This is a genomic window from Streptomyces sp. NPDC101225 (assembly GCF_044767585.1).
GTDB lineage: Bacteria > Actinomycetota > Actinomycetes > Streptomycetales > Streptomycetaceae > Streptomyces.
In genome coordinates this window covers 403177-429530 of the sequence record NZ_JBIWOE010000002.1, presented here as the reverse complement: position 1 = coordinate 429530, position 26354 = coordinate 403177, and the positions used below count along the sequence as shown (strand labels likewise).

12 protein-coding genes and 1 pseudogene are annotated in these 26354 nt (G+C 75.5%); 5 read left to right on the top strand and 8 right to left on the bottom strand.

Going from position 1 to position 26354, the window contains the following annotated elements:
• The 6 genes and pseudogenes from ACIRPX_RS04665 to ACIRPX_RS04640 form a co-directional block, all read right to left on the bottom strand.
• The gene (locus ACIRPX_RS04665) at positions 1–6753 is read right to left on the bottom strand and encodes a type I polyketide synthase (RefSeq protein WP_404188276.1); all 6753 of its coding nucleotides are present in this window, start codon (positions 6751–6753) and stop codon (positions 1–3) included.
• A 66-nt stretch (positions 6754–6819) separates the two neighbouring features.
• Positions 6820–12378: pseudogene (locus ACIRPX_RS04660) on the bottom strand (SDR family NAD(P)-dependent oxidoreductase); the annotation flags it as partial.
• A gap of 114 nt (positions 12379–12492) precedes the next feature.
• Positions 12493–15627 carry a type I polyketide synthase gene (locus ACIRPX_RS04655; RefSeq protein ID WP_404188170.1) on the bottom strand — a complete coding sequence of 1045 codons (3135 nt, stop codon included), beginning with the start codon at positions 15625–15627 and terminating at the stop codon, positions 12493–12495.
• Between the two features lie 106 nt (positions 15628–15733).
• A complete protein-coding gene (locus ACIRPX_RS04650) occupies positions 15734–16468 on the bottom strand; it encodes a thioesterase II family protein (protein ID WP_404188167.1) in 735 nt (244 codons plus the stop codon).
• On the bottom strand, positions 16465–17718 hold the full coding sequence (locus tag ACIRPX_RS04645; protein ID WP_404188164.1) for a cytochrome P450: 1254 nt from the start codon (positions 17716–17718) through the stop codon (positions 16465–16467). Before ACIRPX_RS04645 ends, ACIRPX_RS04650 begins: the two co-directional genes overlap by 4 nt.
• Positions 17715–17984 (bottom strand): phosphopantetheine-binding protein, encoded by a 270-nt coding sequence (locus ACIRPX_RS04640; RefSeq protein ID WP_404188161.1) that lies wholly within the window; start codon positions 17982–17984, stop codon positions 17715–17717. The genes ACIRPX_RS04645 and ACIRPX_RS04640 overlap by 4 nt, the downstream gene beginning before the upstream one ends.
• Before the next feature lie 538 nt (positions 17985–18522).
• Between ACIRPX_RS04640 and ACIRPX_RS04635 the strand changes: the two genes are divergently transcribed.
• On the top strand, positions 18523–19356 hold the full coding sequence (locus ACIRPX_RS04635) for a putative nonproteinogenic amino acid hydroxylase (protein ID WP_404188158.1): 834 nt from the start codon (positions 18523–18525) through the stop codon (positions 19354–19356).
• Here the strand turns inward: ACIRPX_RS04635 and ACIRPX_RS04630 are convergent.
• Positions 19311–20285 (bottom strand): FHA domain-containing protein, encoded by a 975-nt coding sequence (locus ACIRPX_RS04630; RefSeq protein ID WP_404188155.1) that lies wholly within the window; start codon positions 20283–20285, stop codon positions 19311–19313. The genes ACIRPX_RS04635 and ACIRPX_RS04630 overlap by 46 nt on opposite strands.
• 366 nt (positions 20286–20651) lie before the next feature.
• Here ACIRPX_RS04630 and ACIRPX_RS04625 point away from each other — a divergent pair, with 366 nt between their 5' ends.
• From ACIRPX_RS04625 to ACIRPX_RS04610, 4 genes are all read left to right on the top strand, one after another.
• Entirely contained in the window at positions 20652–22301 is a 1650-nt protein-coding gene (locus ACIRPX_RS04625; RefSeq protein ID WP_404188152.1) for a serine/threonine-protein kinase, read from the top strand.
• A 113-nt stretch (positions 22302–22414) separates the two neighbouring features.
• Entirely contained in the window at positions 22415–23656 is a 1242-nt protein-coding gene (locus ACIRPX_RS04620) for a serine/threonine-protein kinase (protein WP_404188149.1), read from the top strand.
• Between the two features lie 103 nt (positions 23657–23759).
• Positions 23760–24866: a peptide chain release factor 2 gene (gene prfB, locus ACIRPX_RS04615; RefSeq protein ID WP_404188146.1), complete on the top strand. Its 1107-nt coding sequence runs from the start codon at positions 23760–23762 to the stop codon at positions 24864–24866.
• A gap of 295 nt (positions 24867–25161) precedes the next feature.
• On the top strand, positions 25162–25989 hold the full coding sequence (locus ACIRPX_RS04610) for a hypothetical protein (RefSeq protein ID WP_404188143.1): 828 nt from the start codon (positions 25162–25164) through the stop codon (positions 25987–25989).
• Between the two features lie 105 nt (positions 25990–26094).
• On the opposite strand, the gene ACIRPX_RS04605 is transcribed toward ACIRPX_RS04610, so the two are convergent.
• A complete protein-coding gene (locus ACIRPX_RS04605; protein WP_393866212.1) occupies positions 26095–26286 on the bottom strand; it encodes a hypothetical protein in 192 nt (63 codons plus the stop codon).
• Positions 26287–26354: the final 68 nt, after the last annotated feature.

Genomic DNA, 26354 nt, shown 5'->3' with positions numbered 1-26354 from the left:
CTACCTCTTCTCGTCCAGAGCCAGGTCGACCAGGGCTTCCAGGTCCAGGTCGGACAGTTCCTCGCCGTCACCCGCCCCCGCCCCCGCCCCCGCATCCGCCGGGGCGGCGGGGCCGGCGGCCGCGGCGCACGCGAGGATGACGTCCAGGACGCCCGCCTCGCGCAGGCCGGCGATCGGCACGCTCGCCAGCGCCTGCCGGATCGCCGCCTCCTCCTCGGCCGCGGCCCCGTCGTCCTCGGCGGCCGGGGGGCCGTCGGCGGGGCGCAGCAGCCCGTACAGGTGCTCGCTCAGTTCGCGCAGGGTGGGGTAGCTGAAGACGAGGGTGGAGGCCAGGCGCAGTCCGGTCGCGGCGGCCAGCCGGTTGCACAGTTCGACCGCGACCAGCGAGTCGAAGCCGAGCTGGGCGAAGGCCTGGTCGACGTCGACGCCCGCGCCGGAGGTGTGGCCCAGGACGACGGCGACCTGGTCGCGCACCCACTCCAGGGTGGCCGTGCGGGCCTGCGCCGCGGGCAGGGCGGCGAGGTCGGCCACCAGGCCGCCCGGGCCGCCCGCAGTGCCCGCGGTGGCGGTGCGGGCGGCCCGGGTGCGGCCGGGGCGGCCGCCGTCGACCAGGTCGCGCAGCAGCGGCGGCGGGGGGCCGCCGCCCTGGCCGCGCAGCGCGGCCAGGTCCAGCCGGGCCGGGACCAGGACCGCCCGGCCGCTCGCGCAGCCCGCGTCGAACAGGTCCAGGGCCTCGGCCGTGGGCATCGCGGCGATGCCCATGCGCCGCAGCCGGGACAGGTCGGCCTGCTCCAGGCCGCCGGTCATGCCGCTGCCCTGCTCCCACCAGCCCCAGCACAGCGAGGTGCCGGGCAGTCCGGCGGCGCCGCGCCGCGCCGCCAGGCCGTCCACCAGGGCGTTGGCGGCGGCGTAGTTGGCCTGCCCGGCGTTGCCGAGGGTGCCGGCCAGGGCGGAGAAGACCACGAACGCCGACAGCGGCCGGGTGCGGGTCAGCTCGTGCAGGGCCAGGGCGCCGCCGGCCTTCGCGGCCAGCACCCGGTCGAGGTCCGCCCCGGTCAGCGACTCCACGGTGGCATCGGCCAGCACGCCGGCGGCGTGCACGACGGCGGTCAGCGGATCGCGGCCGTCCAGCCCGGCCAGCAGGCCTGCCAGTTGGGCCCGGTCGGCGACGTCGCAGGCGGCCACCTCGACCCGCGCGCCCGCGGCCCGCAGGTCGGCGACCAGCGCGTCGGCACCGTCGGCGGCCGGCCCGCTGCGGCTGGCCAGCAGCAGGCTGCGCACGCCGTGCGCGGCGACGAGGTGGCGGGCCACCAGCGAGCCCACTCCCCCGGTGCCGCCGGTGACCAGGACGGTGCCGCCGCCGAAGCCGCCGCCCACGTCGAGAACCAGCTTGCCGACGTGACGGCCCTGGCTCATCTCGCGGAAGGCGCGGCGCGCGTCGCGGATGTCGCGCAGCGCGATCGGGCTCAGCCGCAGCCGCCCGTCGGCGAACAGCCGCATGACGGCCCGGAACATCTCACCGATCGCCTCGGGGCCGGCCGCGTAGAGGTCGAAGGCCTCGTAGGCGACGCCGGGATGCGCGGCGGCGATCTGCTGCGGGTCGCGGATGTCGGTCTTGCCCATCTCCACGAAGCGGCCGCCGCCGGGCAGCAGGGTCAGCGAGGCGTCGACGAACTTGTGCGCCAGGGAGTTGAGCACCACGTCCACGCCGCGGTCGCCGGAGGTCTTGCGGAACTTCCCGGCGAAGCCCAGGTCGCGGGAGGACGCCAGATGGTCGTCGTCGATGCCCAGGGCGCGCAGCACGGGCCACTTGGCCTCGCTCGCGGTGGCGTAGACCTCGGCGCCGGCGTGCCGGGCCAGCTGCACCGCGGCCATGCCGACGCCGCCGGCCGCGGCGTGGACGAGGACACGCTGGCCCTTCGTCAGCCGCCCCACGGTGAACAGGCCGTGGTAGGCGGTCAGGAAGGCGCACGGCACCGACGCCGCCTGCGCGTAGCTCCAGCCGTCGGGGACGGGCACCAGCATGCGGTGGTCCGCGACCGCGGTGCGGCCGAAGGCGCCGGAGAAGATGCCGGTGACCCGGTCGCCCGGCGCCAGGCCGGTGACGTCGTCGGCGACCTCCAGGACCACACCGGCGCCCTCGCTGCCCAGGCCGGCGTCGATGGCGGTACGGCCCACCAGGCCCAACGCGATCGTGATGTCACGGAAGTTGAGGCCCGCGGCCTGCACGGCGATACGGACCTGGCCGGCGGCCAGCGGGGCGTCCACCTCGGGGCAGGCCACCCAGGTCAGGTTCTCCAGCGTCCCCTTGCGGGGGATGCCCAGCCGGTGGGCGCCGGCCGGGGCCGGCAGCCGCTGGGCGTCGGGGACGGCGGCGGCCAGCCGCGGCACGAGGGGGACGCCGTCGCGCAGCGCCAGCTGGGCCTCGTCCAGGGCGAGGACGTCGGCGAGCGCGGCCAGCGAGGCGGGGGTGTCGTCGGTGTCCACCAGCCGGAAACGGCCCGGGTGTTCGGTCTGGGCGGAGCGGACCAGGCCCCACACGGACGCGCCGGGCAGGCTCCGCACGCCGGCACCATCACCGGTGCCGGTGCCGGTGCCGGTGTCGACGGCGTGACGGGTGAGCACCACCAGCGTGGACCCGGCCAGCGCCTCCTCGGCGAGGAAGCGCTGCACCAGGCGAAGGACGTGCCGGCCGGCGCCGGCGACCGCCTCCAGCAGCACCCCGGCACCATCGGCACCATCGGCACCATCGGCGCCGTCGGTGAGATCGGTGAGATCGGTGAGATCGTCCGGGCAGACCAGCAGATGGCGGGGGGCCGGTGCGGCGAGCACCTCGTCCAGGCCGGCGTGCACCGCCGGGCGCACGCCCGCGCCGGTCAGCCGGGCGGCCAGGCCGCCGGCCGCGCCCAGCACCGTCAACGGCCCCCGATCGGCGGCCGTGCGGCCGTCCGGGGCCGGGCGCCACCGCACCTCGTACAGGGGCCGGCGCTGCCCGCCGCGGGCGGCGTGCACCTGCGCGGCGCTGGCCGGGCGGAAGGCGAGGGCGGCGACGGAGGCGAGCGGCCGGCCGTGCTCGTCGGCGACGTCCAGCGCCACCCCGTCCTCGCCCGCCGGGGCCAGGCGCACCCGCACGGTGGGGCCGCCGTGTCCGCGCAGGCGCACACCGGACCAGGCGAAGGGCATCCGGCCCTGCTCGCCGGTGACATCGACGACGCCGCCGGCGATCGCCGCGTGCAGGACGGTGTCCAGCAGCGCCGGGTGCAGGGCGAAGGCGTCGCCGGCCGCGTCCTTGGCAGCATCCGGGAGGGTGGCCAGGGCGTACAGGTCCGTACCCCGCTGCCAGACCTCGCGCAGCCCGCGGAAGGCGGGGCCGTAGTCGAAGCCCGCGTCGGCGAAGGAGTCGTAGAGCGTGCCGATGTCGAGTGGCCGGGCGCCGGCCGGCGGCCAGACGGCGAGCGCGTCCTGCGCGGCGGCGCCGGAAGCGCCAGAGCTGTCGGCGGTGTTGGAGCTGTCGGAGGTGTCGGAGGTGTCGGGGGCGAGGGTGCCCATGGCGTGGCGGGTCCAGCCCGCCTCCTCCCCGGCCCCGTCCCCGGTCTCGTTTTCGTCCTGACCGGGCCGGGCGTACACGTCCAGGGAGCGGCGGCCCCGTTCGTCGGCGGCGCCGGCCACCAGGCGCAGGCGCACCTCGCCCGTCTCGGGCAGGATCAGCGGGACCTCCAGGGTGAGTTCCTCCACCGTGGTGCAGCCCAGCTGCCCGCCCACCGCCAGTGCCACCTCCAGGTAGGCCGTGGCGGGGACGACGACCTCGCCGAACACGGCGTGGTCGGCCAGCCAGCCGTGCCGGCGCAGGGACCACAGGCCGCTGACGACGACCTCGTCGCTGCCGGGGTGGTCCACCACGGCGCCCAGCAGCGGGTGCCGGGCCGCGGACAGGCCGGCGCCGGCGACGTCCGCCGCATCGGCCCCGGCCCGCCAGTCGAGCCAGTAGCGCCGGCGCTGGAAGGCGTAGGTGGGCAGGTCCACCCGGTGGCGGGGGCCGAACAGGGCGTCGAAGTCGACGTGCGCGCCCCGGGTGTGCAGGCGGGCCAGCGCCGTGATCAGGGCCTGCGGGCCGCCGCGGTCGCGCCGGGAGGCGGAGAGCACCAGGGCGTCGTCGGCGCCCTCGGCGGCGAACGCCTCGCCGGTGATGCCGGTGAGGGTGGCGCCCGGCCCCACCTCGAGGAAGAGCTGCGCGCCGGCCGCGCGGGCGCACTGCACCGCGTCGGAAAAGCGCACCGGTTCGCGCACGTGGCGCACCCAGTAGGCGGGCGAGGCCAGTTCCTCGGCGCCGACCTCGCGGCCCAGCCGGGTGGAGAGGATCGGGACCGTCGTCCGGCCCGCCGGCAGGCTGCCCAGGGCCTGGGTGAACTCCGCCAGGATCGGGTCCATCAGCGGGGAGTGGAAGGCGTGGGCGACCGGCAGGAGTTTGGCCGAGACGCCGTCGGCGGCCAGCCGGTCGCGCACGGCGTGGACCTGCTCGCGCAGGCCCGACACGACCACCGACTCGGGGCCGTTGACGGCGGCGATGCCGACGCGGTCGTAGCCGGCCAGCAGCGGGCTCAGGGCCGCCTCCGGGGCGCGGACGGCGAGCATGGCGCCGGGCTCGGTGACCGTCTGCATGATGCGGCCGCGGGCGGCGACGAGCCGGGTGGCGGTGTCCAGGTCGAGGACCCCGGCCACGTGCGCGGCGGCGATCTCGCCGACGGAGTGGCCGATCAGGTGGCCGGGCGCGGGACCGTAGCGGGCCAGCAGCCGGTACAGGGCGACCTGCAGGGCGAACAGCGCCGGCTGCGCGATGTCCGTGCGGTCGGCGTGCGCGGGCTGCGCGGGCCCCTCGGCCAGCAGCAGCGGCCTGAGCGCGAACGGCAGGTGCGCGTCGAAGCGTGCGCAGGTCTCGTCCAGGCTCCGCGCGAACAGCGGGTAGGTGTCGTACAGCGGGCGGGCCACCCCGGCCCACGGCGAGCCCTGGCCGGGGAAGAGGTAGACCGGTGCGCCCGGCGGCCCGGCCGTGTCCCGCACCAGCCCGGGGTGCTCGCCGCCCTCGCTCAACGCGGCGAGCGCGGCCAGCAGTTCGTCCCGGTCCTGGCCCAGGACCACCGCACGGTGCTCGAAGCGGGTCCGGGTCGCGGCCAGCGACCAGCCGATGTCGGCGAGGTCGGCGAGGTCGGCGAGGTCGGGGCCGGGCTGGGCGGCGGCGAAGGCGTGCAGCTTCTTTGCCTGCGCCCGCAGCGCCTGCTCGGAGCGGGCCGACAGCGGCCACGGCACCGGTCCGCCGGCCGGCCGCCCGGACGCCTCAGGAGGCTGTACGAACGCCTCGGACGCCTCGGGGGCCGGGTCCTGCGCGGGCGTGTCGGGGGTCTCGCCGGCCGGGTCCGGTACGGGCGTGTCGGGGGCCTGTTCCAGGATCACGTGGGCGTTGGTGCCGCTGACCCCGAACGCGGAGATCCCGGCGCGCCGCGGCCGGCCCTCCGTGGTGGTCCACTCCCTTGCCTCGGTGAGCAGTTCGACGGCCCCGGATTCCCAGTCGACGTGCCGGGAGGGGCGGTCGACGTGCAGGGTGCGGGGCAGGGTGCCGTGCCGCATCGCCATGATCATCTTGATGATGCCGCCGACCCCGGCGGCGGCCTGGGTGTGGCCGATGTTCGACTTCAGCGAGCCCAGCCACAAAGGCGGTTGGTTCTCGCGGTGGCGGCCGTAGGTGGCCAGCAGGGCCGATGCCTCGATGGGGTCGCCCAGCGTGGTGCCGGTGCCGTGCGCCTCCACCGCGTCCACCTCGTCCGGCTGCAGGCCTGCGTCGGCCAGCGCGGCCCGGATCACCCGCTGCTGGGCGGGGCCGCTGGGGGCGGTCAGGCCGTTGGAGGCGCCGTCCTGGTTGATGGCCGAGCCGCGGATGACGGCCCAGACGCGGCGGTGGTTGCGGCGCGCGTCGGAGAGGCGTTCCAGGACCAGGACGCCGACGCCCTCGGAGAAGCCGGTGCCGTCGGCGGCGTCCGCGAACGCCTTGCAGCGGCCGTCCGCGGCGAGGCCCCGCTGGCGGGACATCTCCCGGAACACCTGCGGCATTCCCACCACGGTGACCCCGCCGGCCAGGGCGAGCGTGCACTCGCCGGAGCGCAGCGACCGCACCGCCTGGTGGACGGCCACCAGCGAGGAGGAGCAGGCGGTCTCGGTGGAGACGGCCGGGCCCTGAAGGCCGAGCGTGTAGGCGACGCGGCCGGAGGCCACGCTCAGCAGCGAACCGACCTGTGCGTAGCCGGAGACGGCCTCGGGGGTGAAGAAGTGGTTGCCGTAGCCGAAGTAGGCCAGGCCGGCGAAGACGCCGGTGTCGCTGCCGCGCAGCGTCTCGGGGTCGATGCCGGCCCGCTCCAGGGACTCCCAGGAGGTTTCCAGCAGCAGCCGCTGCTGCGGGTCGGCGGACAGCGCCTCGCGCGGGCTGATGCCGAAGAAGTCGGCGTCGAAGTCGCCGGCGTCGTAGAGGAATCCGCCCGAGCGGGTGGAGCAGGTGCCGGGCCGCTCGGGGTCCGGGTCGTAGGGCAGGTCCCAGTGGCGGTCGGCGGGGAAGTCGGAGATGACGTCCGCGCCCGAACGCACCAGCTCCCACAGCTGTTCGGGGGAGCCGGCCCCGCCGGGGTAGCGGCAGGCGACGCCGACGACGGCGATCGGTTCGGCGGCGGCGTCGGTGAGCTCCTTGAGCCGCCTGCGGGTCTCGACCAGCTCGATCGAGGTGCGCCTCAGGTAGTCGAGGACCTCGGCGTTGGTGTCCTGTGTCATCGCTCTCCCCTAGCCGAGCTCTTGGTCCAGCAGCGCGAGGAGTTCTCCCGCCGAGGCCGAACTGATCTGGTCGGCGAGGCCGGTCTCCGCGGCGCTCGCGGTCGAACGGATACGGGCCTGCAGGTCGCCCAGCAGCGTGGTGAGGGCGGTGCGCTCCTGGGCGGCCAGCGCCGGCAGGGCGTCCTGCAGCCGGGCGCCCAGCTCCTCGATCTCCCGGACCAGCGCGGCGGCCCCGGGGGCGGCCGGTGTGCCGGGGTCGGGGGTGAGGGCCGCGGCCAGGAACTGGGCCAGGGCGGCGGGGCTGGGGTGGTCGAAGACGAGCGTGGCGGGCAGCTTCAGACCGGTCACCGCGGCCAGCTTGTTGCGCAGTTCCAGGGCCGTCAGCGAGTCGATGCCGAGTTTCCTGAACGTCTCGGCGGGGGTGACCCGTTCGGTGTCGGGGTGCCCCAGCACGAGCGCGGTCTGCGCCCGTACGGCGTCCAGCAGCAGCGCCTGCGCCTCCTGGGCGGGCAGTGCGCGCAGCTGCTGGGCCAGGGAGGCGGTGGCCGGCTGCCCGCCGGCCTCCCCGCCGTCCCCGCCGTCCCCGCCGTCCTCGGCGGGCGGCGGGGCGAGGGCGCGCAGCAGCGGGGAGACCATCGCGCCGGGCTGCCCGGTCAGGGCCGCCGGGTGCAGCCGCACCGGCACCAGCACCGGTGTGCTCTCGGGAGCGCGCAGTGCGGCGTCGAAGAGGGCGAGGCCTTCCTGCGAGGTCAGCGGCTGCACGCCCTGGCGCTGCATGCGCGCCACGTCCGTGTCGCTGAGGGCGGCGCTCATCTCGCTGCGCTCGGCCCAGAAGCCGAAGCACAGGGCGCGGGCGGGCAGGTGGTCGGCGCGGCGGGTCTCGGCGAGGTGGTTGAGGAAGGCGTTGGCGGCGGCGTAGTTGGCCTGGCCGGCGGTGCCCAGGACGCTCGCGACCGAGGAGAACAGCACGAACGCGGACAGGTTCAGCGTCCGGGTCAGCTCGTGCAGGTGCCAGGCGCCGCGCACCTTCGGGGCGAGGACGGCGTCCACGCGGTCGGCGGTGAGTGCTTCGACGACGCCGTCGTCGAGGGCGCCGGCGCAGTGCACGACGGCGGTCAGCGGGTGCGCGGCCGGTACGGCGGCCAGCAGGTCGGCGACGGCCGCGCGGCGGGTGACGTCGCAGGCGACGATCTCGACGTGGGCGCCGGCCGCGGTCAGTTCCTCGCGCAGCGCGGCCGCGGCCGGGGCGGCGGGGCCGCGGCGGCTGCTCAGGACGAGGCTGCGCACGCCGTGCCGGGCGACGAGGTGGCGGGCCAGCATCGCGCCCAGGCCGCTGGTGCCGCCGGTGATGAGGACCGAACCGGTGCCCAGCGCGCCGGGGCCGGCGGCGGCCGGTGCCGGGGCGGGGACCAGGGCGGGGGTGCTCACCGTGCCGGCCCTGATCTTCAGCTGGGCCTCGCCGGTGGCGGCCGTGGCCGCCAGCACGGCCTGCGAGGCGGGGTGGTGGTCGGTGTCCAGGAGCGTGAAGCGGCCCGGGTTCTCGGTCTGCGCGGCCCGTACGAAGCCCCATACGGCGGCCGCCGCGGGGTCGGGGCGAGGCACCTGGCCGTCGGCGCACGCGTCCCGGGTCACGAGCACCAGGCGGGAGGCGGCGAACCGCGGCTGGGCGAGCCAGTCCTGCATCAGCCGCAGCACCCGGTGCAGGGTGTCCTCGACGGCGGCCGGCACCTCCCCCGCACCGGGGGTGAGGGGGGCGAGGACGAGCGGGGGTATCTCCCCCGCGGACGCGGCGAGTTGGGCGAGGTCGGCGAAGGGCGTCGCGCCCGGGTCCCCGGCCATCCGGGGCGTGCCGGGGGTGTCGGGGCGGGTGGTGAGGAGGGCGTAGGGGGCGGTGGGCGGGGCGGGGGTGGGCGCCGTGGGCTGCCAGTCCACCGCGAACAGGGCGTCCTGGTGGTCGAAGCTCAGCCCGGTCAGTTCCGCGGCGTCCGCGGGCCGCACGGTCAGCGCGGCGATGCCGCCCACCGGGGTGCCGTTGGGGTCGGCGAGGGTCACCGCCACGGTGTCCCCGCCCGCGGGGGCCAGGCGGACGCGCAGCGCGGTGGGCCGGGCGGCCTTCAGGTGCAGGCCGGTGAAGCGGGCCGGCAGGGCGCCCTCGGCGCGGGTGAGGGCGGGCAGCAGGGCGGTGTGCAGGAGGGCCGGGTGGAGGCGGAAGCCGTGGGGGCCGGGGGTGTCGTCGGCGGGCAGGGCCACTTCGGCGTAGAGCGTCTCGTCCTGGCGCCACAGCTGGGTGAGGCCGCGCAGCAGCGGGTCCGGGGTGAGGCCGAGGGCGGCCAGGCGGCTGCGGGTGTCCTCGGCGGGCACGGGGCTCGCGCCGGCGGGCGGCCAGGCGGTCGGCTCGTCCTGCCGGGCCGGTGTGCCGGTGGTGGTGAGGGTGGCGGTGGCGTGGCAGGTCCACGCGGTGTCGCCGGCGCCGCGGGAGTGCACGCCGAGGCCGTGTCCGGCGTCGGCGGTGACGCGCAGCTCGCGTTCGGCGGTGCGGGAGAGCACCAGCGGGGTGTGCAGGGTGAGTTCGCCGACCGTGTCGTGGCCGGTGCGGTGCGCGGCCCACACGGCGAGTTCGGCCAGCACGCCGGCCGGGACCAGGACGGCGCCGTGCACGACGTGGCCGGCCAGCCAGGGGTGGCGCTCCAGGGAGAGGCGGCCGCTGCCGGCCAGGCCGGGGTGGGTGCCCGCGGCGGGCAGGTCGAGGGCGGTGTCGAGCAGCGGGTGGTCGCAGCCGGCGGCGGTGCCGGTGGTCTCGGCGGGGGTGTTCAGCCAGTAGCGGCGGCGCTGGAAGGGGTAGGTGGGCAGGTCCACCCGGCGGCCGTCGGCGCCGTCGAACGCCGTCTGCCAGGACACCGGGGTGCCGGCGACGAAGGCCTCGGCCGCCGACCGGTACAGCCGGGCCAGGCCGCCCTCGTCGCGGCGCAGCGAGCCCACCACGACGCCGGTGGCGCCGGGGGTGGCGTCGAACATCTCCTGGATGTTCATCACCAGCAGCGGGTGCGGGCCGAGTTCGACGACCGTGCTGTGCGGTTCGCGTTCGATCAGGCGGCGCATGGCGGCGGCGAACTGCACCGGCCGGCGCAGGTTCTGGAACCAGTAGGCGGCCTCGAGGGCGAGGGGGTCGATCAGGTCGCCGGTGACGGTGGAGTAGATCGCCACCGGGGTGGGCTTGGGGGTGATGGGGCCCAGTTCGCCGGTGAGGCGGTCCTCGAACTGGTCCATGAGCGGGGAGTGGCCCGGCACGCTGGACTTGATCAGCCGGGCGCGGGCGCCGTCGGCCTGGCAGGCGGCGACCAGTTCCTCGACGGCCGCGGTGGCGCCGGAGATCGTGGTGGAGGTGGCGCCGTTGACGGCGGCGATCCCGACCTGGTCCTCCCGGCCGGCGATCAGGTCGCGCACGCGCTGTTCGGGCAGCAGGAGGCCGGCCATGCTGCCCTGCCCGGCGACGGTGGCCAGCAGCCTCGAGCGCAGGGCCACGATCTTGGCGGCGTCCTCCAGGGTGAGGGCGCCCGCGACGTGGGCGGCGGCGATCTCGCCCTGGGAGTGGCCGATCACCACGTCGGGGCGCACCCCCAGCGAGCGCCACACCTCGGCCAGCGCGACCATCACGGCCCACAGCACCGGCTGGACGACGTCGATGTCCTCCAGGTCCGCGGCCCCCGCTCCCCCGCACACGGTGTCGATCAGCGACCAGGGCACCCAGGGCTCGAGCGCGGTGGCGCAGGCTTGCAGCCGCTCGGCGAAGACGGGGGAGGTCTCCCACAGCTCCCGTCCCATGGCGGCCCACTGGCCGCCCTGGCCGGGGAAGACGAACACGGTCTTGCCGACCGGCCGGGCCAGGCCGGAGACCGGGCCGGCCGGGCCGGTCTCCTGCCCGGCGGCGACGGCGGCCAGCTGGGCCAGGAGGCCTTCGCGGTCGGCGCCGATGACGACCTGGCGGTGCTCGAACAGGGAGCGCCGGGTCACCAGGGCCTGGCCCACGTCGGCGGGCGGCAGTTCGGGGTGGGCGGTCACCAGCCGGTGCAGCCGTGCGGCCTGCGCCGTCAGCGCCGGCGCGGAGCGGGCCGACAGCACCCAGGGCAGCACCCGCCCGGGCCCGTCCGGCGCCGGCCCGGCGGGCTCGGGCGTGTCTGCGGGGGTGCCGGCGGGACGGTCGGCGGGTGTATCCGCGGGGGTGGTGGGGGCCTGTTCGAGGATGAGGTGGGCGTTGGTGCCGCTGATGCCGAACGCGGAGATCCCGGCGCGCCGCGGTCGGCCCTCCGTGGTGGTCCACTCCCTTGCCTCGGTGAGCAGTTCGACGGCCCCTGCCTCCCAGTCGACGTGCCGGGAGGGGCGGTCGACGTGCAGGGTGCGGGGCAGGGTGCCGTGCCGCATCGCCATGATCATCTTGATGATGCCGCCGACCCCGGCGGCGGCCTGGGTGTGGCCGATGTTCGACTTCAGCGAGCCCAGCCACAAAGGCGGTTGGCTCTCGCGGTGCTGTCCGTAGGTGGCCAGCAGGGCCTCGGCCTCCATCGGGTCGCCGAGGCGGGTGCCGGTGCCGTGCGCCTCGACCGCGTCGACGTCGGCGGGGGTGAGGCCGGCGTCGGCGAGGGCGGCGGTGATGACCTGCTGCTGGGCCAGCGCGTTGGGGGCGGTCAGGCCGTTGGAGGCGCCGTCCTGGTTGATGGCGGAGCCGCGGATGACGGCCCAGACGCGGCGGTGGTTGCGGCGCGCGTCCGAGAGGCGTTCCAGGACCAGGACGCCCGCGCCCTCGGAGAAGCCGGTGCCGTCGGCGGCGTCCGCGAACGCCTTGCAGCGGCCGTCCGCGGCAAGGCCGCGCTGGCGGGCCAGTTCCACGAACATGCCCGGGGTGGGCAGCGCGGACACGCCGCCGGCCAGGGCCAGCGTGCACTCGCCGGAGCGCAGCGAGCGGACGGCCTGGTGGACGGCGACCAGCGAGGCCGAGCAGGCGGTGTCGGTGGAGATGGCCGGGCCGTTGAGGCCCAGCACGTAGGCCACCCGGCCGGAGGCGACGCTGAGGTAGCCGCCGGTCAGGGCGAAGCCCTCGGTCTCGCCGCCGGCGCCGCCGCCCATCCGGGGGCCGTAGTCGACGCCGTAGAGGCCGGTGAACACGCCGGTCGGGGTGGCGCGCAGGGCGGTGGGGTCGATGCCGGCCCGCTCCAGGGCCTCCCAGGAGGTCTCCAGCATCAGCCGCTGCTGCGGGTCCATGGCCAGCGCCTCGCGCGGGCTGATGCCGAAGAACGGCGCGTCGAAGTCGGGCAGTTCGGGCAGGAAGCCGCCGGTGCGGGTGTAGGTCTTGCCGTGCGCCTCGGGGTCGGGGTCGTACAGGCCGGTCAGGTCCCAGCCGCGGTCGGTGGGGAAGTCGCCCATCGCGTCCGCCTCGCCGGCGACCAGCGACCACAGGGCCTCGGGGGTGGCGGCGCCGCCCGGGAAGCGGCAGCCGACGCCCACGACGGCGATGGGTTCGCGGGCGGCCTCCTCCAGCTCGCGCACCCGCTCGCGCAGCTCCTGCGCGTCGCCGACGGCGCGGCGCAAGTAGGAACGGAGCTTGTCGACGTCCTCCACCGGGGGCCTCCCTCTACGGTCGGTTCGAACAACGGGTGCGCGTACTGCGCGGGTTGGCTGCGGGGCGGGCTAGACGTATCCGCGCTCGATCAGGGCGTAGAGGTCGTCGTCGCTGCCGCCGTCCGGGGCCGCTGCGACCGCCGCCGGCTCCGGCGGGGCGGGCGGGGCGGGCGGGGCGGGCGGGGCGGGCGGGGGTGGTGTCTGGGGGGTGAGGAGGGCGAAGAGGCGGTCGGCGAGCTGCCGGGGGGTGGGGTAGGTGAAGGCGACGGTGGCCGGCAGCCGCACTCCGGTCGCCGCGCCCAGCCGGTTGCGCAGCTCGACCGCCGTCGCGGAGTCGAAGCCCAGCGATTTGAAGGTCTGCGCCGCCCGCGCGACCAGGTCCGCCGCGCCGAGCGTGGCGCCCTTGCCGGTCAGCAGGGCCGCGGTCTGCGCGCAGACCAGGGTGAGGGCCGCGGACGGTGAGTCCAGTTCCGCGGCCGGCGTGTCGGGGGTGTCGGGGGTGTCTGCGGCCGGGCCGGCATCGGCGGCGGTCAGCCAGTGGCGGCGGCGCTGGAAGGGGTAGGTGGGCAGGGGGACGCGCTCCGGGCGGCCGGGCGGGAAGAGGGCCGGCCAGTCGGCGGGCACGCCGTGCACGTGCAGGGCGGCCAGGGAGGTCAGGACCCGGCCCAGGCCGCCGTCGTGCCGGGTGAGGGTGGCGATCACCGGGGGCGGGCTCGCCAGGGTGTCGGCGGCCTCCTCCATCGCCACCTGCAGCACGGGGTGCGGGCTGATCTCGACGAACACGCCGCCGCGCTCGCGCATCAGGCGGTCGACGACCTCGCCGAAGCGGACCGTCGAGCGCAGGTTGCGGTACCAGTAGGCGGCGTCCAGGGCGCGGGGGTCGAGCCGGCCGGCGGTGACCGTGGAGTGGAACTCGACCGGCGTGCGGCGGGGGGTGATGCCCGCGGCGGCCTCGAGCACCTGTGCGCGGATGTCCTCGACCTGGTGGGAGTGGGAGGCGTAGTCGATGCGGACCCGGCGCACCCGCACCTGTTCGGCGGCGGCCAGGGCGGCGAACTCCTCCAGCGCCTGCAGGTCGCCGGAGACGACCACGGAGGCCGGTCCGTTGACCGCGCCCACCGACAGCCGGCCGCTGAAGCCGGCGAGGCGCTGTTCGACCCAGCTCAGGGGGGCGGCAACCGCGCTGAGGCCGCCCCGGCCCGCCAGGGCGGCCAGGGCCCGGCTGCGCAGGGCGACCACGCGGGCCGCGTCCTGCAGGGACAGCGCGCCCGCCGCGCACGCGGCGGCGATCTCGCCCTGCGAGTGGCCGACGACCGCGTCGGGCACCACGCCCAGGGAGTTCCACAGCCGGGCCAGGGACACCATCACCGCGAACAGGGCGGGCTGGACCACTCCGTCGCCGTCCTCCAGCGAGGGCGCCGACGGCGCGCCGCGCACCAGGTCGGCGACCGACCAGTCCAGCCACGGCGCGAGGGCCCGGTCGCAGTCGTCGACGGCGCGGGCGAACACCGGCGACTGCGCGTACAGGCGGCGGCCCATGTCCGGCCACTGCGAGCCCTGGCCGGGGAAGACGAACACGACCGGGCCCGGCGCCGGGGCGGCGGCGCCGCGCAGGACGCGGGCCGTGCGGTGGCCGGCCGCCAGCGTCTCCAGGCCGGCCAGGGCCTGGGCGCGGTCCTCGGCCAGGACCACCGCGCGGTGTTCGAAGGTGGTGCGGGTGGCCGCCAGCGCCTGCCCGACGCCGGTCAGCGGCAGCCGCGGGTCGCCGGCCACGGTCTCCCGCAGCCGTGCCGCCTGCGCGGCCAGGGCGGCCGGGGAGCGGGCCGAGAGCAGCCACGGCACCAGCCCGGCCCGCTCCACCGGGCTCGACTCCCCTGCCGGGCCGGGCCGTTGGGCCGCCGGCCGCGGCGGGGGGGCCTGTTCGAGGACGACGTGGGCGTGAGTGCCGCCCATGCCGATCGAGGACACCCCGGCGCGCCGCGGCCGGCCGGGAGCGGCGGGCCAGGGGCGGGCCGTGTCGAGGACCTCGAAGTCGTCGTGGAAGCGGGGGATGGCGGGGTTGGGGGTGCGGAAGCCGGGGGTGGGCACGAGGTGGGCGCGCGCCACGCACAGGGCGGCCTTGACGAAGCCGGTGATGCCGGCGGCCGGTTCCAGGTGGCCGACGTTGGCCTTCACCGAGCCGAGGGTCAGCGGGCGGCCGCGGCCGGCCCGGGTGAACACCTCGCGCAGGCCGGCCGCTTCGGCCGGATCGCCCCGCCGGGTGCCGGTGCCGTGGGCCTCGACGTAGTCGACGGTGTCGAAGGCGATGTCCGCGCGGCGCAGGGCGGTCAGCACCGCGGCGGCCTGCCCGGTGGGGCTGGGGTCGGGCATCCGGGAGGACCGGCCGGCGCCGGTCACGCCCCAGCCGCGTACCACGGCGTAGATGTGGTCGTCGTCGGCGACGGCCTGGTCGAGGCGTTTGAGCAGGACGAACGCGCCGCCCTCGCCGCGGATGAAGCCGCCCGCGCGGGCGTCGAAGGGGTGGCAGCGGCCGTCCGGGGACAGGGCGCCGAGGTTGGCCAGGCCGGCGCCGGCCTCCGGGTCGGCGATCAGGTGCACGCCGCCGGCGAGCGCCATGTCGGTGGCGCCGGCGCGGATGCGGTCGCAGGCCAGCGCCAGCGCCACCAGGGAGGAGGACTGCCCGGAGTCCGTGCACAGGCTCATCCCCCGCACGTCGAGCAGGTGCGCGATGCGGTTGGCGATGAGGGCGCCGCTGGAACCGAGGGCGGCGTAGTGGTCGTCCGTGTCGCTGCCGGTGCGCAGGCGCAGCAGGTCGTAGCCGGAGGGGGCGGCGCCGACCAGGACGTCGATGTCCCGGCCGGCGAGCGCGGGCGCGGGCAGGCCGGCGTCCTCGAGGGCCTCCCAGGCCAGTTCCAGTCCCAGCCGCTGCACGGGGTCCATGGCGGCCGCCTCGCCGGCGGGGGTGTCGAAGAAAGCGGCGTCGAAGGCGTCGACGGTCTCGAAGAACGAGCCCGCGCCCAGGGTGGCGGCGTCCGGGTGAGCGCGGTAGCGGGAGTGCGCGTCGGCCGCCCGCCGCCCGGGGAAGGTGGCGATGGTCGTGCCGCCGTCGAGCAGCAGCTGCCAGAACGCGGCCGGGCCGGGCACACCGGGAAAGCGGCACGACATGCCGATGACGGCGACGTCGGGGGTGGCGGTGCCACGCATGGGTGGTCCTTCCGGGGTGCGGGCGGGGCGGACGGGGCGGACGGGCGGTCGACCGGGGCGGCCGGTGCGGGCGGGGCGGGCGACGGGGCCGGCGGGGGCCGGGGGGTCACAGCCGGCGGGTCAGCAGCTTGCGCAGCGCGTCGGGGGCGTCCATGAAGGCGTAGTGGCCGCCCTCGATCACCCGGAACTCGACCGGGTCCGCGTAGTGGCGCCAGCCCTGCAGGTCGGCGAGGGTGACGTCGGGGTCGTCCTGCCAGTGCACGACGTCGACGGGGCAGTCGACGCGGGCCGGTTCGGTGCGCCGGTAGGCGGTGGCCGCGGCGTGGTCGCGCTGCAGCACCAGGAGGCCGAGGTCGATCATGTCGGGGCGGGGTTCGATGCCCCGGCCGCGTACGAACGTCTCGATCTCGGCGCGCAGTTCGGGTTCGGTCAGGGTGAGCATCCGGTCGCGGGCGGCGTCGTGCGGGGCGGCCTGGCCGGAGACGACCAGGCAGGCGGGGGCGGGCAGGTTCCGCGCGGCCAGGCGCAGCACGGTCTCGTAGGCGGGCAGGGCGCCCGCGCAGTGCGCGAAGAACGCGAACGGCCGGTCCAGCAGCGGCGCCAGGTGCTCGGCCAGTTCGTCGGCGAGGTGTTCGTAGCTGCCGTAGTGGGGGTGGCCCAGCCGGTTCTCGCGGCCGGGGAACTGCACCGGGCAGACCTCGACGCCGTCCAGGTCGGCCGGCCAGGCGCTGAAGGCGGACGCGCCGGAGCCGGCGAAGGGGAAGCAGAACAGCCGGGCGCGGGATGCGGCGGCCGGCGGGCGCACCAGCCACGGCGAGAGGGTGGTGGGGCCGGTGGTCATGGCGTGGGCCGTTTCTGGACGGTGACGGGCAGATGGGTCAGGCCGGCGATGAAGTAGGAGCGCAGGTGCTGCGGTTCGCCGGCGGGCTCGATCGACGCGCACTGCCCGAGCAGTTCCTCGAAGAAGATCCGCAGGGTCATCCGGGCCAGCGGCGCCCCGATGCAGAAGTGCGGGCCGAAGCCGAACGCGCCGTGCCGTTTGGCGCCGGCGCGGGTGAGGTCGAAGGTGTGCGGGTCGGGGAACTGGGTGGCGTCCCGGTTGGCCGACCCGATCCAGGCGACGACCGCGCCGCCGGCCGGGACGGTGCCGCCGGCGATGTCGACGTCGTCGACGGCGTAGCGCATGAAGTTGCAGGCGGCCGAGGTCCAGCGCAGCCCCTCCTCGACCAGGTCGGGGATCAGGGTCGGGTCGGCCTGGGCCTTGGCGAACTGCTCGGGCCGCTCCATCAGGGCCTGCACGGTGCCCGAGACGGTGTGCGGGGTGGTGACGTTGGCGCCCAGCAGGATGCTGTAGCCGTCGAGGGCGATCTCCTCGTCGCTGAGCGGGGCGCCGCCGGGGCGCACGCTCATCAGGTGGTGCAGCAGGCTGTCGTCCACGCCCCCGCCGCCGGCGCGCCGCGCGGTGGCCCAGTCGCGGACGTAGGTGAGCAGTTCGTGGTGGGAGATGGCCAGGGTGGCGTCCTCGTTGCCGACCAGGAAGTGCGGGTCGCACGGGGCGGTGACCATGGCGGTCAGCTGGACGAGGTCGGCCCAGTCCCTGGCCGGGATGCCCAGCAGCGGGCCGGTGACCATGGCGGGCAGCAGCAGAGCCTGCTCGGCCAGGTCGAACACCTCCCCGTCCAGGGCGGGTTGCAGGAAGTGCCGGACGGTGGCGCGGATCGAGTCCTCCCAGGACCGCACGGCCCGGGCGGTGAGCCTGGCGTTGAGCGGCCGGCGCACCTCGGTGTGCCGGGGCGGGTCGGTGGAGGTCATCAGCACGCCCGCGGCGGCGTCGTCGGTGCCCAGGTGGGTGGGGACGGTGCCGCGTTCGGAGGTGAACTGCCGGTGGTCGCCGAGCACCCGGCGCACGTCCTCGTAGCGGGTCACCGACCAGAACTGGCGCCCGTCGGGCAGGACCTGGTGGTGCAGGGGGGCCCGCTCCCGCATCACGTCCCAGATCGGGTGCGGGTCGCCCGCGCTGTACAGGTCCAGGTCGAACAGGTCGACGCGGTCGAGGTCGACGTCGCGCGGGGGGCCCGGCGTCAGCCTCACGCGGCGGCCCTGCCCTGCTCGATCAGCTCGGCGACGCGGGTCGGGGTCTGCGCGAGGTAGAAGTCGCGCACGGACAGCTTGACGCCGTAGGTCTGCGCCACCCGCTCGATGATTTTGATGCCGGCCAGCGAATTGCCGCCGAGCGCGAAGAAGTCGTCGGCCGGGCCGACGTCGGGGCCGCCGAGGCATTCCCCCCACAGCGCCGCGACTTCCCGCACGAGCGATGCCGGCGCGCTCGGCGGCGCGGCCTGTCGTTTCGATTCCATCGCCAGCCCCTTTTCCTTCCCTGGTCGGGCGGGAATGCCCGCCCACGCCGTTGGCCTTGCGTGTGTGCCGTCCCGCCGGGCGGGACATGTCCGGTGGGCGGCCGACCCGCCGTCGGGTGAAAGCAGCGGTGTTCCCGTCTCGGGAAGAACGCGTGAAAGTGCTCCGTTCACCGGCGGGTGCGCGCGGGTGCCGGAATGCGGCCGGATCGGCTGCCGGGCCGTCGAAGGGCCGTGGCCATCGCGACGCCAACGTAGTTGGCCCCGGAAAGCCGCGGCAAGGGATGACCGCCGCGCACACACCGGCGGGCACCGGGCTGTCCCGCCGACAGGACAGCCCGGGGCCGGCCGGCCACCGCAGTATGGGCCGCGGCCGGGCCGGCCGGCCGCGCCCGGCCGTGCTTTCCCTCCGTGCGGCGGGCACCCGGAGTTGTCTCATTGTCTTTCGCAACTCGGCACAAATATGGTGACGTCGAGGAACGCCCGCATTCTTTTTCCGCGGATCATCACGCCAACCATCATGCGCTGGAGGGGGATTTTTGTGCTCAAGTCACAGCGGCTCGCGGTGCTGCCCATCGACTCCTACGACCTGGAGGACGAATTCGCCGTCCTGGACGGTCACGAGTACGACGGGAAATACGACGCCTTCACCTTCGGGTCGTGGTCGGCGCATGTGCTGGCCAACGGCAGCGGCGCGGAATCCGACACCTCCTTCCGCCCGCACGACGGCGGCCTGGCACTGACCGAGCTGGGCAAGCGGCTGCCGGGCATCATGTCCCTGGTGACCGGGCACTTCCCGCTGCAGCGGCTGCAGTGGGTGCGCGTCTTCCGCGCCCACGACGCGATCATCACCCCGCACGTGGACTTCCTCGAATGGGGCGAGGCCGGCACCCGGCTGCAGATCCCGCTGCGCACCAGCGAGGAGTCCCTGCTGTCCGAGAACGACACCGTCTACCACCTGCGCCGCGGCGAGGTGTGGCGGATCCACTCGACGGTGCCGCACTCCGCGCTGACCGCCGGAAAGGTCACCCGGCTCTCGCTGTGCCTGGACTTCGCCGGCGCCGAGGAGCCCGTCGCGATCCGCGGCGACGTCCCCGCCACCGAGCCGGTCCACCTGGTCCAGCGGCCCGCGCCGACCGCGGCGGAGCTGGAGCACCTCATCGGCGGCACCGCCCTGACCCGGCGCAGCATGCGGGCGGACTTCCGCCGCTTCGCCGCGCTGCACTTCGCCCGGCACGCGCACGCCGCCGCCGCGTTCGACTGGTACGTGCAGGCCGCGCGGCGCACCGGCGACGACGCGATCGTCGCCAAGGCCGAGGCCTTCCGCACCTACTGCATCGACAAGCGCCTGGACGGCGAGGCCTTCGCCTGGTGACCCGCCCCCGGGGCCCGCGGGGGGGGGGGGGCCCCCCCGGGGGGGGGGGGGGGGGGGGGCCGGGGGGGGGGGGGGGGGGGGGGGGGGGGGGGGGGCCGCCCCCCCCGCGGGGGGGGGGGGGGGGGGGGGGCGGGGCGGCCCGGGGGGGGCGGGGGGGGGGGGCGGGGGGCGGGGGGGGGGGGCCCGCCCGGGGGGGGGGGGGGGCCGCCCCGGGGCGCCGTGCCGGCGGGGATCTCCTCGCCGGGCCGCACACGCATCTGGCCCTCGCCGTCCGGGACGGTCGGGACGCGCGCGCCGGGGCCCCCGGCCGGGGCGACCCGCAGCGCCGACTCCCCGATGCGCAGCAGCGCGCCCGGTGCGAAGCGCACCCGGCGGGTGCCCAGCCGGGTGCCGTCCAGGGTCGAGCCGTTCGTGGAGTCGAGGTCGGCGACCGAGACCTGGCCGTCGGCCGCGACCGTGACGGCGCAGTGCAGCCGAGAGACGTCCGGGTCGTCGAGCGGGACGTCGGCGTCGGCGGAGCGGCCGATGCGGATCTCGCCGCCGTGCAGGAGGTGGACGCCGCCCGCGTCCGGGCCCGCGATGACGTGCAGCTGGGTCGGGGCGTCGTCCAGCTCGGGGTGCGGCTCGGGCTCGGCCGGTGCGCCCAGGCAGAGCACGGCGCCGTCGATCAGCGGCGGCTCGCCCAGGGTGCAGCGCCGGTCGTCCAGGCGCTCCGCGCCCGCGTACAGCACCACCGGGCCGCCGGAGTCGCGGGTCCGCTCGGGCGGGGCGGCGCCCGTGTCACCCGCGACCGCCGAGGCCAGTCCCGAGGCCACCGCGGACAGGGCCGTGCCGGCGGGCGCCGTGACCAGCACGTCGCAGCTCGCGGTGCGGCCCCGCGCCCGGTCGGGCGGGCCCAGCGGGTCTACGACGGTCAGCCGGATCTGCATCGCCGTCAGCGGTCCCTTCTGCGCGGGCGCGGGCGAGGTCCCAGCAAGATCCCACCCCACACGAGCACATCGGCCAGTACTCCAGGCATCCTCGCACCTGGCACTGACAACGCGCCCACCGCTCGGGCAAAGGTGATCTTGATTGGTCGGCTCTGCCCGCAAAAGTGCCTGACAGGTGACCTGGCCGGGACCGCTTGAGATCGGTCACGTCCACTCAGGGCAACCGGCGGACCGAGTCGAGCGTCTTTCCTTCGAACATGTCCCGGGATGTGTACGTAAGACGCAGGGGACGACGACAGGTCGCCGCCGTACCCGGCGGCACTACAGTGGGTCGGAACGGTAAGCAAGCAGCAGGGAGCACATGACGTGCGGCCGGTAGGCAGCAAGTACCTGCTCGAGGAGCCGCTCGGTCGCGGCGCCACGGGCACCGTCTGGCGGGCCCGCCAGCGGGAGACCGCGGGGGCCGAGGCCGCCGTGCCCGGGCAGCCCGGCGAGACCGTCGCGATCAAGGTCCTCAAGGAAGAGCTCGCGAGCGATCCCGACATCGTGATGCGGTTCCTGCGGGAGCGCTCCGTCCTGCTCCGGCTGACCCACCCGAACATCGTCCGCGTGCGCGACCTGGTGGTCGAGGGCGACCTGCTGGCGCTGGTCATGGACCTCGTCGACGGCCCTGACCTGCACCGCTACCTGCGCGAGAACGGCCCCTTCACGCCCGTGGCGGCCGCCCTGCTCACCGCCCAGATCGCCGACGCGCTCGCGGCCAGCCACGCCGACGGCGTCGTCCACCGCGACCTGAAGCCGGCCAACGTCCTGCTCAAGCAGGACGCCGGCCGGATGCACCCGATGCTCACCGACTTCGGCATCGCCCGGCTGGCCGACTCCCCGGGCCTGACCCGCACGCAGGAGTTCGTGGGCACGCCCGCGTACGTCGCGCCGGAGAGCGCGGAGGGCCGTCCGCAGACCTCCGCCGTCGACATCTACGGCGCCGGCATCCTGATGTACGAGCTGGTCACCGGTCGTCCGCCGTTCGCCGGCAGCTCCGCCCTGGAGGTCCTGCACCAGCACCTGAGCGCCGAGCCGCGCCGCCCCTCCACGGTTCCCGACCCGCTGTGGACCGTCATCGAGCGCTGCCTGAGCAAGAACCCCGACGAGCGGCCCAGTGCCGAGAACCTCGCGCGCGGCCTGCGCGTGGTCTCCGAGGGCGTCGGGGTGCACGCGAACTCCGCGCAGATCGCCGCCGCGGAGGGCGTCGCCGCCCTGCTGGCCCCGGACCCGGCCCCCGCCGCCGTCCCCGGCTCGGCAGACCCCACCCAGATGCTGCCGCACGGCGCGGGGTCCTACGACCCGAACGCCGCGACCGCCTTCCTGCCGCACACCGGCGGCCCGGCCGGCGCCGCCGATCCCACCGCCGTCCTGCCGAACACCGGGGCGGCCGACCCGACCGCCGTCATGCCGCCGATGCCCCAGGGCCGGCCGGGGCAGCAGCCCGAGCAGCCGCACCCCTGGCAGAACCAGCTGCGCGCCGCCCGCGACCGCAACGAGCAGACCCAGGTCCAGCAGTACCTCGACCCGAACGAGGACCCGCTGCGCCGCCGCCCCCAGCGGCAGGTCGCCCGCCCGCAACAGCAGCAGCGCCAGCAGCAGCGGCCGCCTCAGGGCTACGGCTACCCGCAGCAGCAGCAGCAGCAACAACAACAGCAGCGGTACGCCCCGCAGCACCAGCAGCCCCAGCCCCAGCGGTACGCGCCGCCGCAGCAGCCCGCGCGCGAGCCGCGACCGCCGCGGCAGCGCAGTGCCAACCCGATGAAGATCCCCGGGCTCGGCTGCCTCAAGGGCTGCCTGTTCACGATCGTCATCCTGTTCGTCGCGGGCTGGCTGGTCTGGGAATTCAGCCCGCTCCAGCAGTGGATCGGGACGACCAAGAGCTACTGGCAGCAGCTGACCGACATGTTCCACACGATGACCGGCTGGATCGGGAAACTGGGCGACCTGGTCGGGGGCAGCGGCGGCAACTGACGGCCAGGCTTGGTGATTTGTCGACACCTGGTGGGTGATTTCGGTCTCGGCGGTGAAGGTTGGCTCCTCGGACGCGTAGTTTTAGCGATTAACACGCGTCGGTAGGAGCAGTCTTGGCACGGAAGATCGGCAGCCGGTACACCGCGAACCAGATCCTCGGTCGGGGCAGCGCCGGCACGGTGTGGCTGGGTGAGGGACCCGAGGGGCCCGTCGCCGTCAAGCTGCTGCGTGAGGATCTCGCGTCCGACCAGGAACTCGTCGGCCGCTTCGTCCAGGAGCGCACGGCGCTGCTCGGCCTGGACCACCCGAACGTCGTCTCCGTCCGCGACCTCGTGGTGGACGGCAACGACCTCGCGCTGGTCATGGACCTCGTGCGCGGCACCGATCTGCGCACCCGCCTCGACCGCGAGCGGCGGCTCGCGCCCGCGGCGGCGGTGGCGATCGTCGCCGACGTCGCCGACGGGCTCGCGGCCGCCCACGCGGCGGGGGTCGTGCACCGGGACGTGAAGCCGGAGAACGTGCTGCTGGACATGCAGGGCCCGCTGGGCCCGGGCGGCTCGCACCCGGCGCTGCTGACCGACTTCGGTGTCGCCAAGCTGATCGACTCCCCGCGGCGCACCCGCGCGACGAAGATCATCGGTACGCCCGACTATCTGGCGCCGGAGATCGTGGAGGGCCTGCCCCCGCGCGCGGCCGTCGACATCTACGCCCTCGCGACCGTCCTGTACGAGCTGCTGGCGGGCTTCACGCCGTTCGGCGGCGGGCATCCCGGTGCCGTACTGCGGCGGCACGTCACCGAGACCGTCGTCCCGCTGCCCGGGATCCCGGACGAGCTCTGGCAGCTCCTCGTGCAGTGCCTGGCCAAGGCGCCCGCCTCGCGGCTGCGGGCCTCCGAGCTGGCCGGCCGGCTGCGCGAGCTGCTGCCTCTGGTCGAGGGGATGCCGCCGCTGGACGTGGACGAGCCGGACACCGATCCGGCGCAGGAGCCGCCGGCGCCGGCCGGGGAGCCCGCCGCGGCCACCCGCGAGCGGGTGCGGCGGGGCGCCGTACCCCTGGTGCCGGGCGCGAAACCGGCCGACTCCAACCGGGACACCCACACCTCGATGCGGGTGCCGGCCCCCGACGAGCTCGCGGGCGGTGCCCGCGGCACGGCCCGCGCACCCCGGGCGAGCGGGGCGCCGAGACCCGGCTCGGCCCGCCACCGCGCCGTCACCCGGCGCCGCCGCCTGACCCTGGGCGTGGCGGCCCTGCTCCTGGCGGCGGCAGCGGGCGTGGGCACATGGCTGGCGACGTCGGGGGACGACGCGGGGGCGACCCCCGGGGACGGGAACAGCTCGGCACCGGCGTCGCCCTGATCCCGCGGGCGAGGGCCGGTGCTCCCGGTCCGTCCGGTGCCGGACGGGGCCCGGCGCAGCGGCCCGGCGCTGCTTGTCCGACGGAGCCGTTACGCTGGAGGGCGTGGCAGTCGTCGACGTATCCGAAGAGCTCAAGTCCCTCTCCTCGACCATGGAGTCGATCGAGGCCGTTCTGGACCTCGACAGGCTGAGGGCAGACATCGCCGTGCTCGAGGAGCAGGCGGCCGCGCCGTCCCTGTGGGACAACCCGGACGAGGCGCAGAAGATCACCAGCAAGCTGAGCCATCTGCAGGCCGAGGTCAGGAAGGCCGAGGCGCTGCGGGGGCGGATCGACGATCTCGCCGTGCTCTTCGAGATGGCCGAGGAGGAGGACGACCCGGACACCCGTGCCGAGGCCGAGTCCGAGCTCGCCGCCGTCCGCAAGGCGCTGGACGAGATGGAGGTCCGGACCCTGCTGAGCGGTGAGTACGACTCCCGCGAGGCGGTCGTCAACATCCGGGCCGAGGCGGGCGGCGTCGACGCCGCCGACTTCGCCGAGAAGCTCCAGCGGATGTACCTGCGCTGGGCGGAGCAGAAGGGCTACAAGACCGAGGTCTACGAGACGTCGTACGCGGAGGAGGCCGGCATCAAGTCGACCACCTTCGCCGTGCAGGTTCCGTACGCCTACGGCACGCTCTCCGTCGAGCAGGGCACCCACCGTCTGGTGCGCATCTCGCCCTTCGACAACCAGGGCCGCCGGCAGACCTCCTTCGCGGGTGTCGAGGTGCTGCCCGTGGTCGAGCAGACCGACCACATCGAGATCGACGAGTCCGAGCTGCGCGTGGACGTCTACCGCTCCTCCGGCCCCGGCGGCCAGGGCGTGAACACCACCGACTCCGCGGTGCGCCTGACCCACATCCCCACCGGCATCGTCGTCTCCTGCCAGAACGAGCGGTCGCAGATCCAGAACAAGGCCACCGCGATGAACGTCCTCCAGGCCAAGCTGCTCGAGCGGCGCCGCCAGGAGGAGCAGGCCAAGATGGACGCGCTCAAGGGCGACGGCGGCAACTCCTGGGGCAACCAGATGCGTTCGTACGTCCTGCACCCGTACCAGATGGTCAAGGACCTGCGGACGGAGTTCGAGGTCGGCAACCCCGAGGCCGTGTTCAACGGTGAGATCGACGGCTTCCTCGAGGCCGGAATTCGCTGGCGCAAGCAGCAGGAGAAGTAGGCGGAAGAAGTACGTTTGTCGACAAGGCAACTGCCGCCCATCGGGCGGCAGTTGCCGTATGTCTGGGTTTTACATCACACTCACGTCTTCCAAGTCCCCGGGAACGGGACGCACCTGGACATTGCGTACGCAACGGCCTTGACGCTTCCTTGAAAAGTGGGAAGGGTGAAGCGCGGCATGCGTATTTCTGGGGCGCATGTGAACCGGGGGACTTTCACTACGGCAAGCTGCCTCCGTCGATCACGGCCCCGGGCGCCGCCCAACTGACGATTCAGCTACTGGGGGTAGCAACCACATGACCAAGAAGACGCGGATCCGTGCCGCACGGATCGCCGCGGGTGCCGTGATCGCCGCGGGTGCTTCGCTGACCGCCGCCGGTGCGGCTTCCGCCGCCGGTATCGACGTCGGCCTGAACGCGGGTCCCGTCAACGTCGGCGTGAACCTCTCCACCGGAGACGGCGACGGTGACCCGTGCGACATCGTGACCTCCCCGGACTGCGACACGAGCGGTGGCAACAGCAACGGTGGTGACACGACCGGTGGTGACACGACCGGCGGTGACACCACGGGCGGAGACACGACCGGCGGCAACAGCAACGGTGGTGACACGACCGGCGGCGACACCACGGGCGGAGACACGACCGGTGGCAACAGCAACGGTGGTGACACGACCGGTGGCGACACCACGGGTGGTGACACGACCGGCGGTGACACCACGGGTGGTGACACGACCGGCGGCACCACCACCGGTGGTGACACCACGGGCGGCGACACCACCACCGGCGGCAGCACGACCGGCGGTGACACGACCGGTGGCAGCACGACCGGCGGTGGCAGCACCGGCGGCGGCCACTCCACGTCCGGCGGTTCGAGCACCGGCGGCACGAGCCCCGAAGGTGGCAGCAACGACAACTCCGCCCAGGACCAGGGCTCCTCGGCGCTCACCGACACCGGCTCGGACGCCTCGGCCCAGGGGCAGAACGACAACGGCGCCCAGCTCGCCGAGACCGGTGCCGGTCAGACCGCGTTCCTGCTGGTCGGTGCCGCGACGATGATCGCCGGCGGCGTCGGCTTCCGGGTGCTGCCGCGCCTCATGGGCGGCCGCGGCGGCGCGGCTGCCTGACGGTAGCCGCCCGCGCACGGAATGTGCGCGACGACGTACGACGAGGGGCCCGGAGCGTGCACCGCTCCGGGCCCCTCGGGCGTCTGTAGGTCTCGGTGCCGCGCTCTAGGCGGTCTGGTGCGCCAGCAGCGCCACCGCCGCGATCAGCACCGCGAGCAGTGCGATCAGCGCCATGGGGTTGAGCCCCGCGAAGAAGTTCTGCTGCTGCAGCCGCTCGCGGTTCGCACGGCACACGGGGCACCGGCCCTCGCTCACGGGCGCCGCGCAGTTAGCGCACACCAGCCGGTCGTACGTCATGCGCTCGCCCTCCTTGACATTGCTTCCACGGGAAGAACGCTCGGGGTTCGCCGAACGTTCCCCTCTCT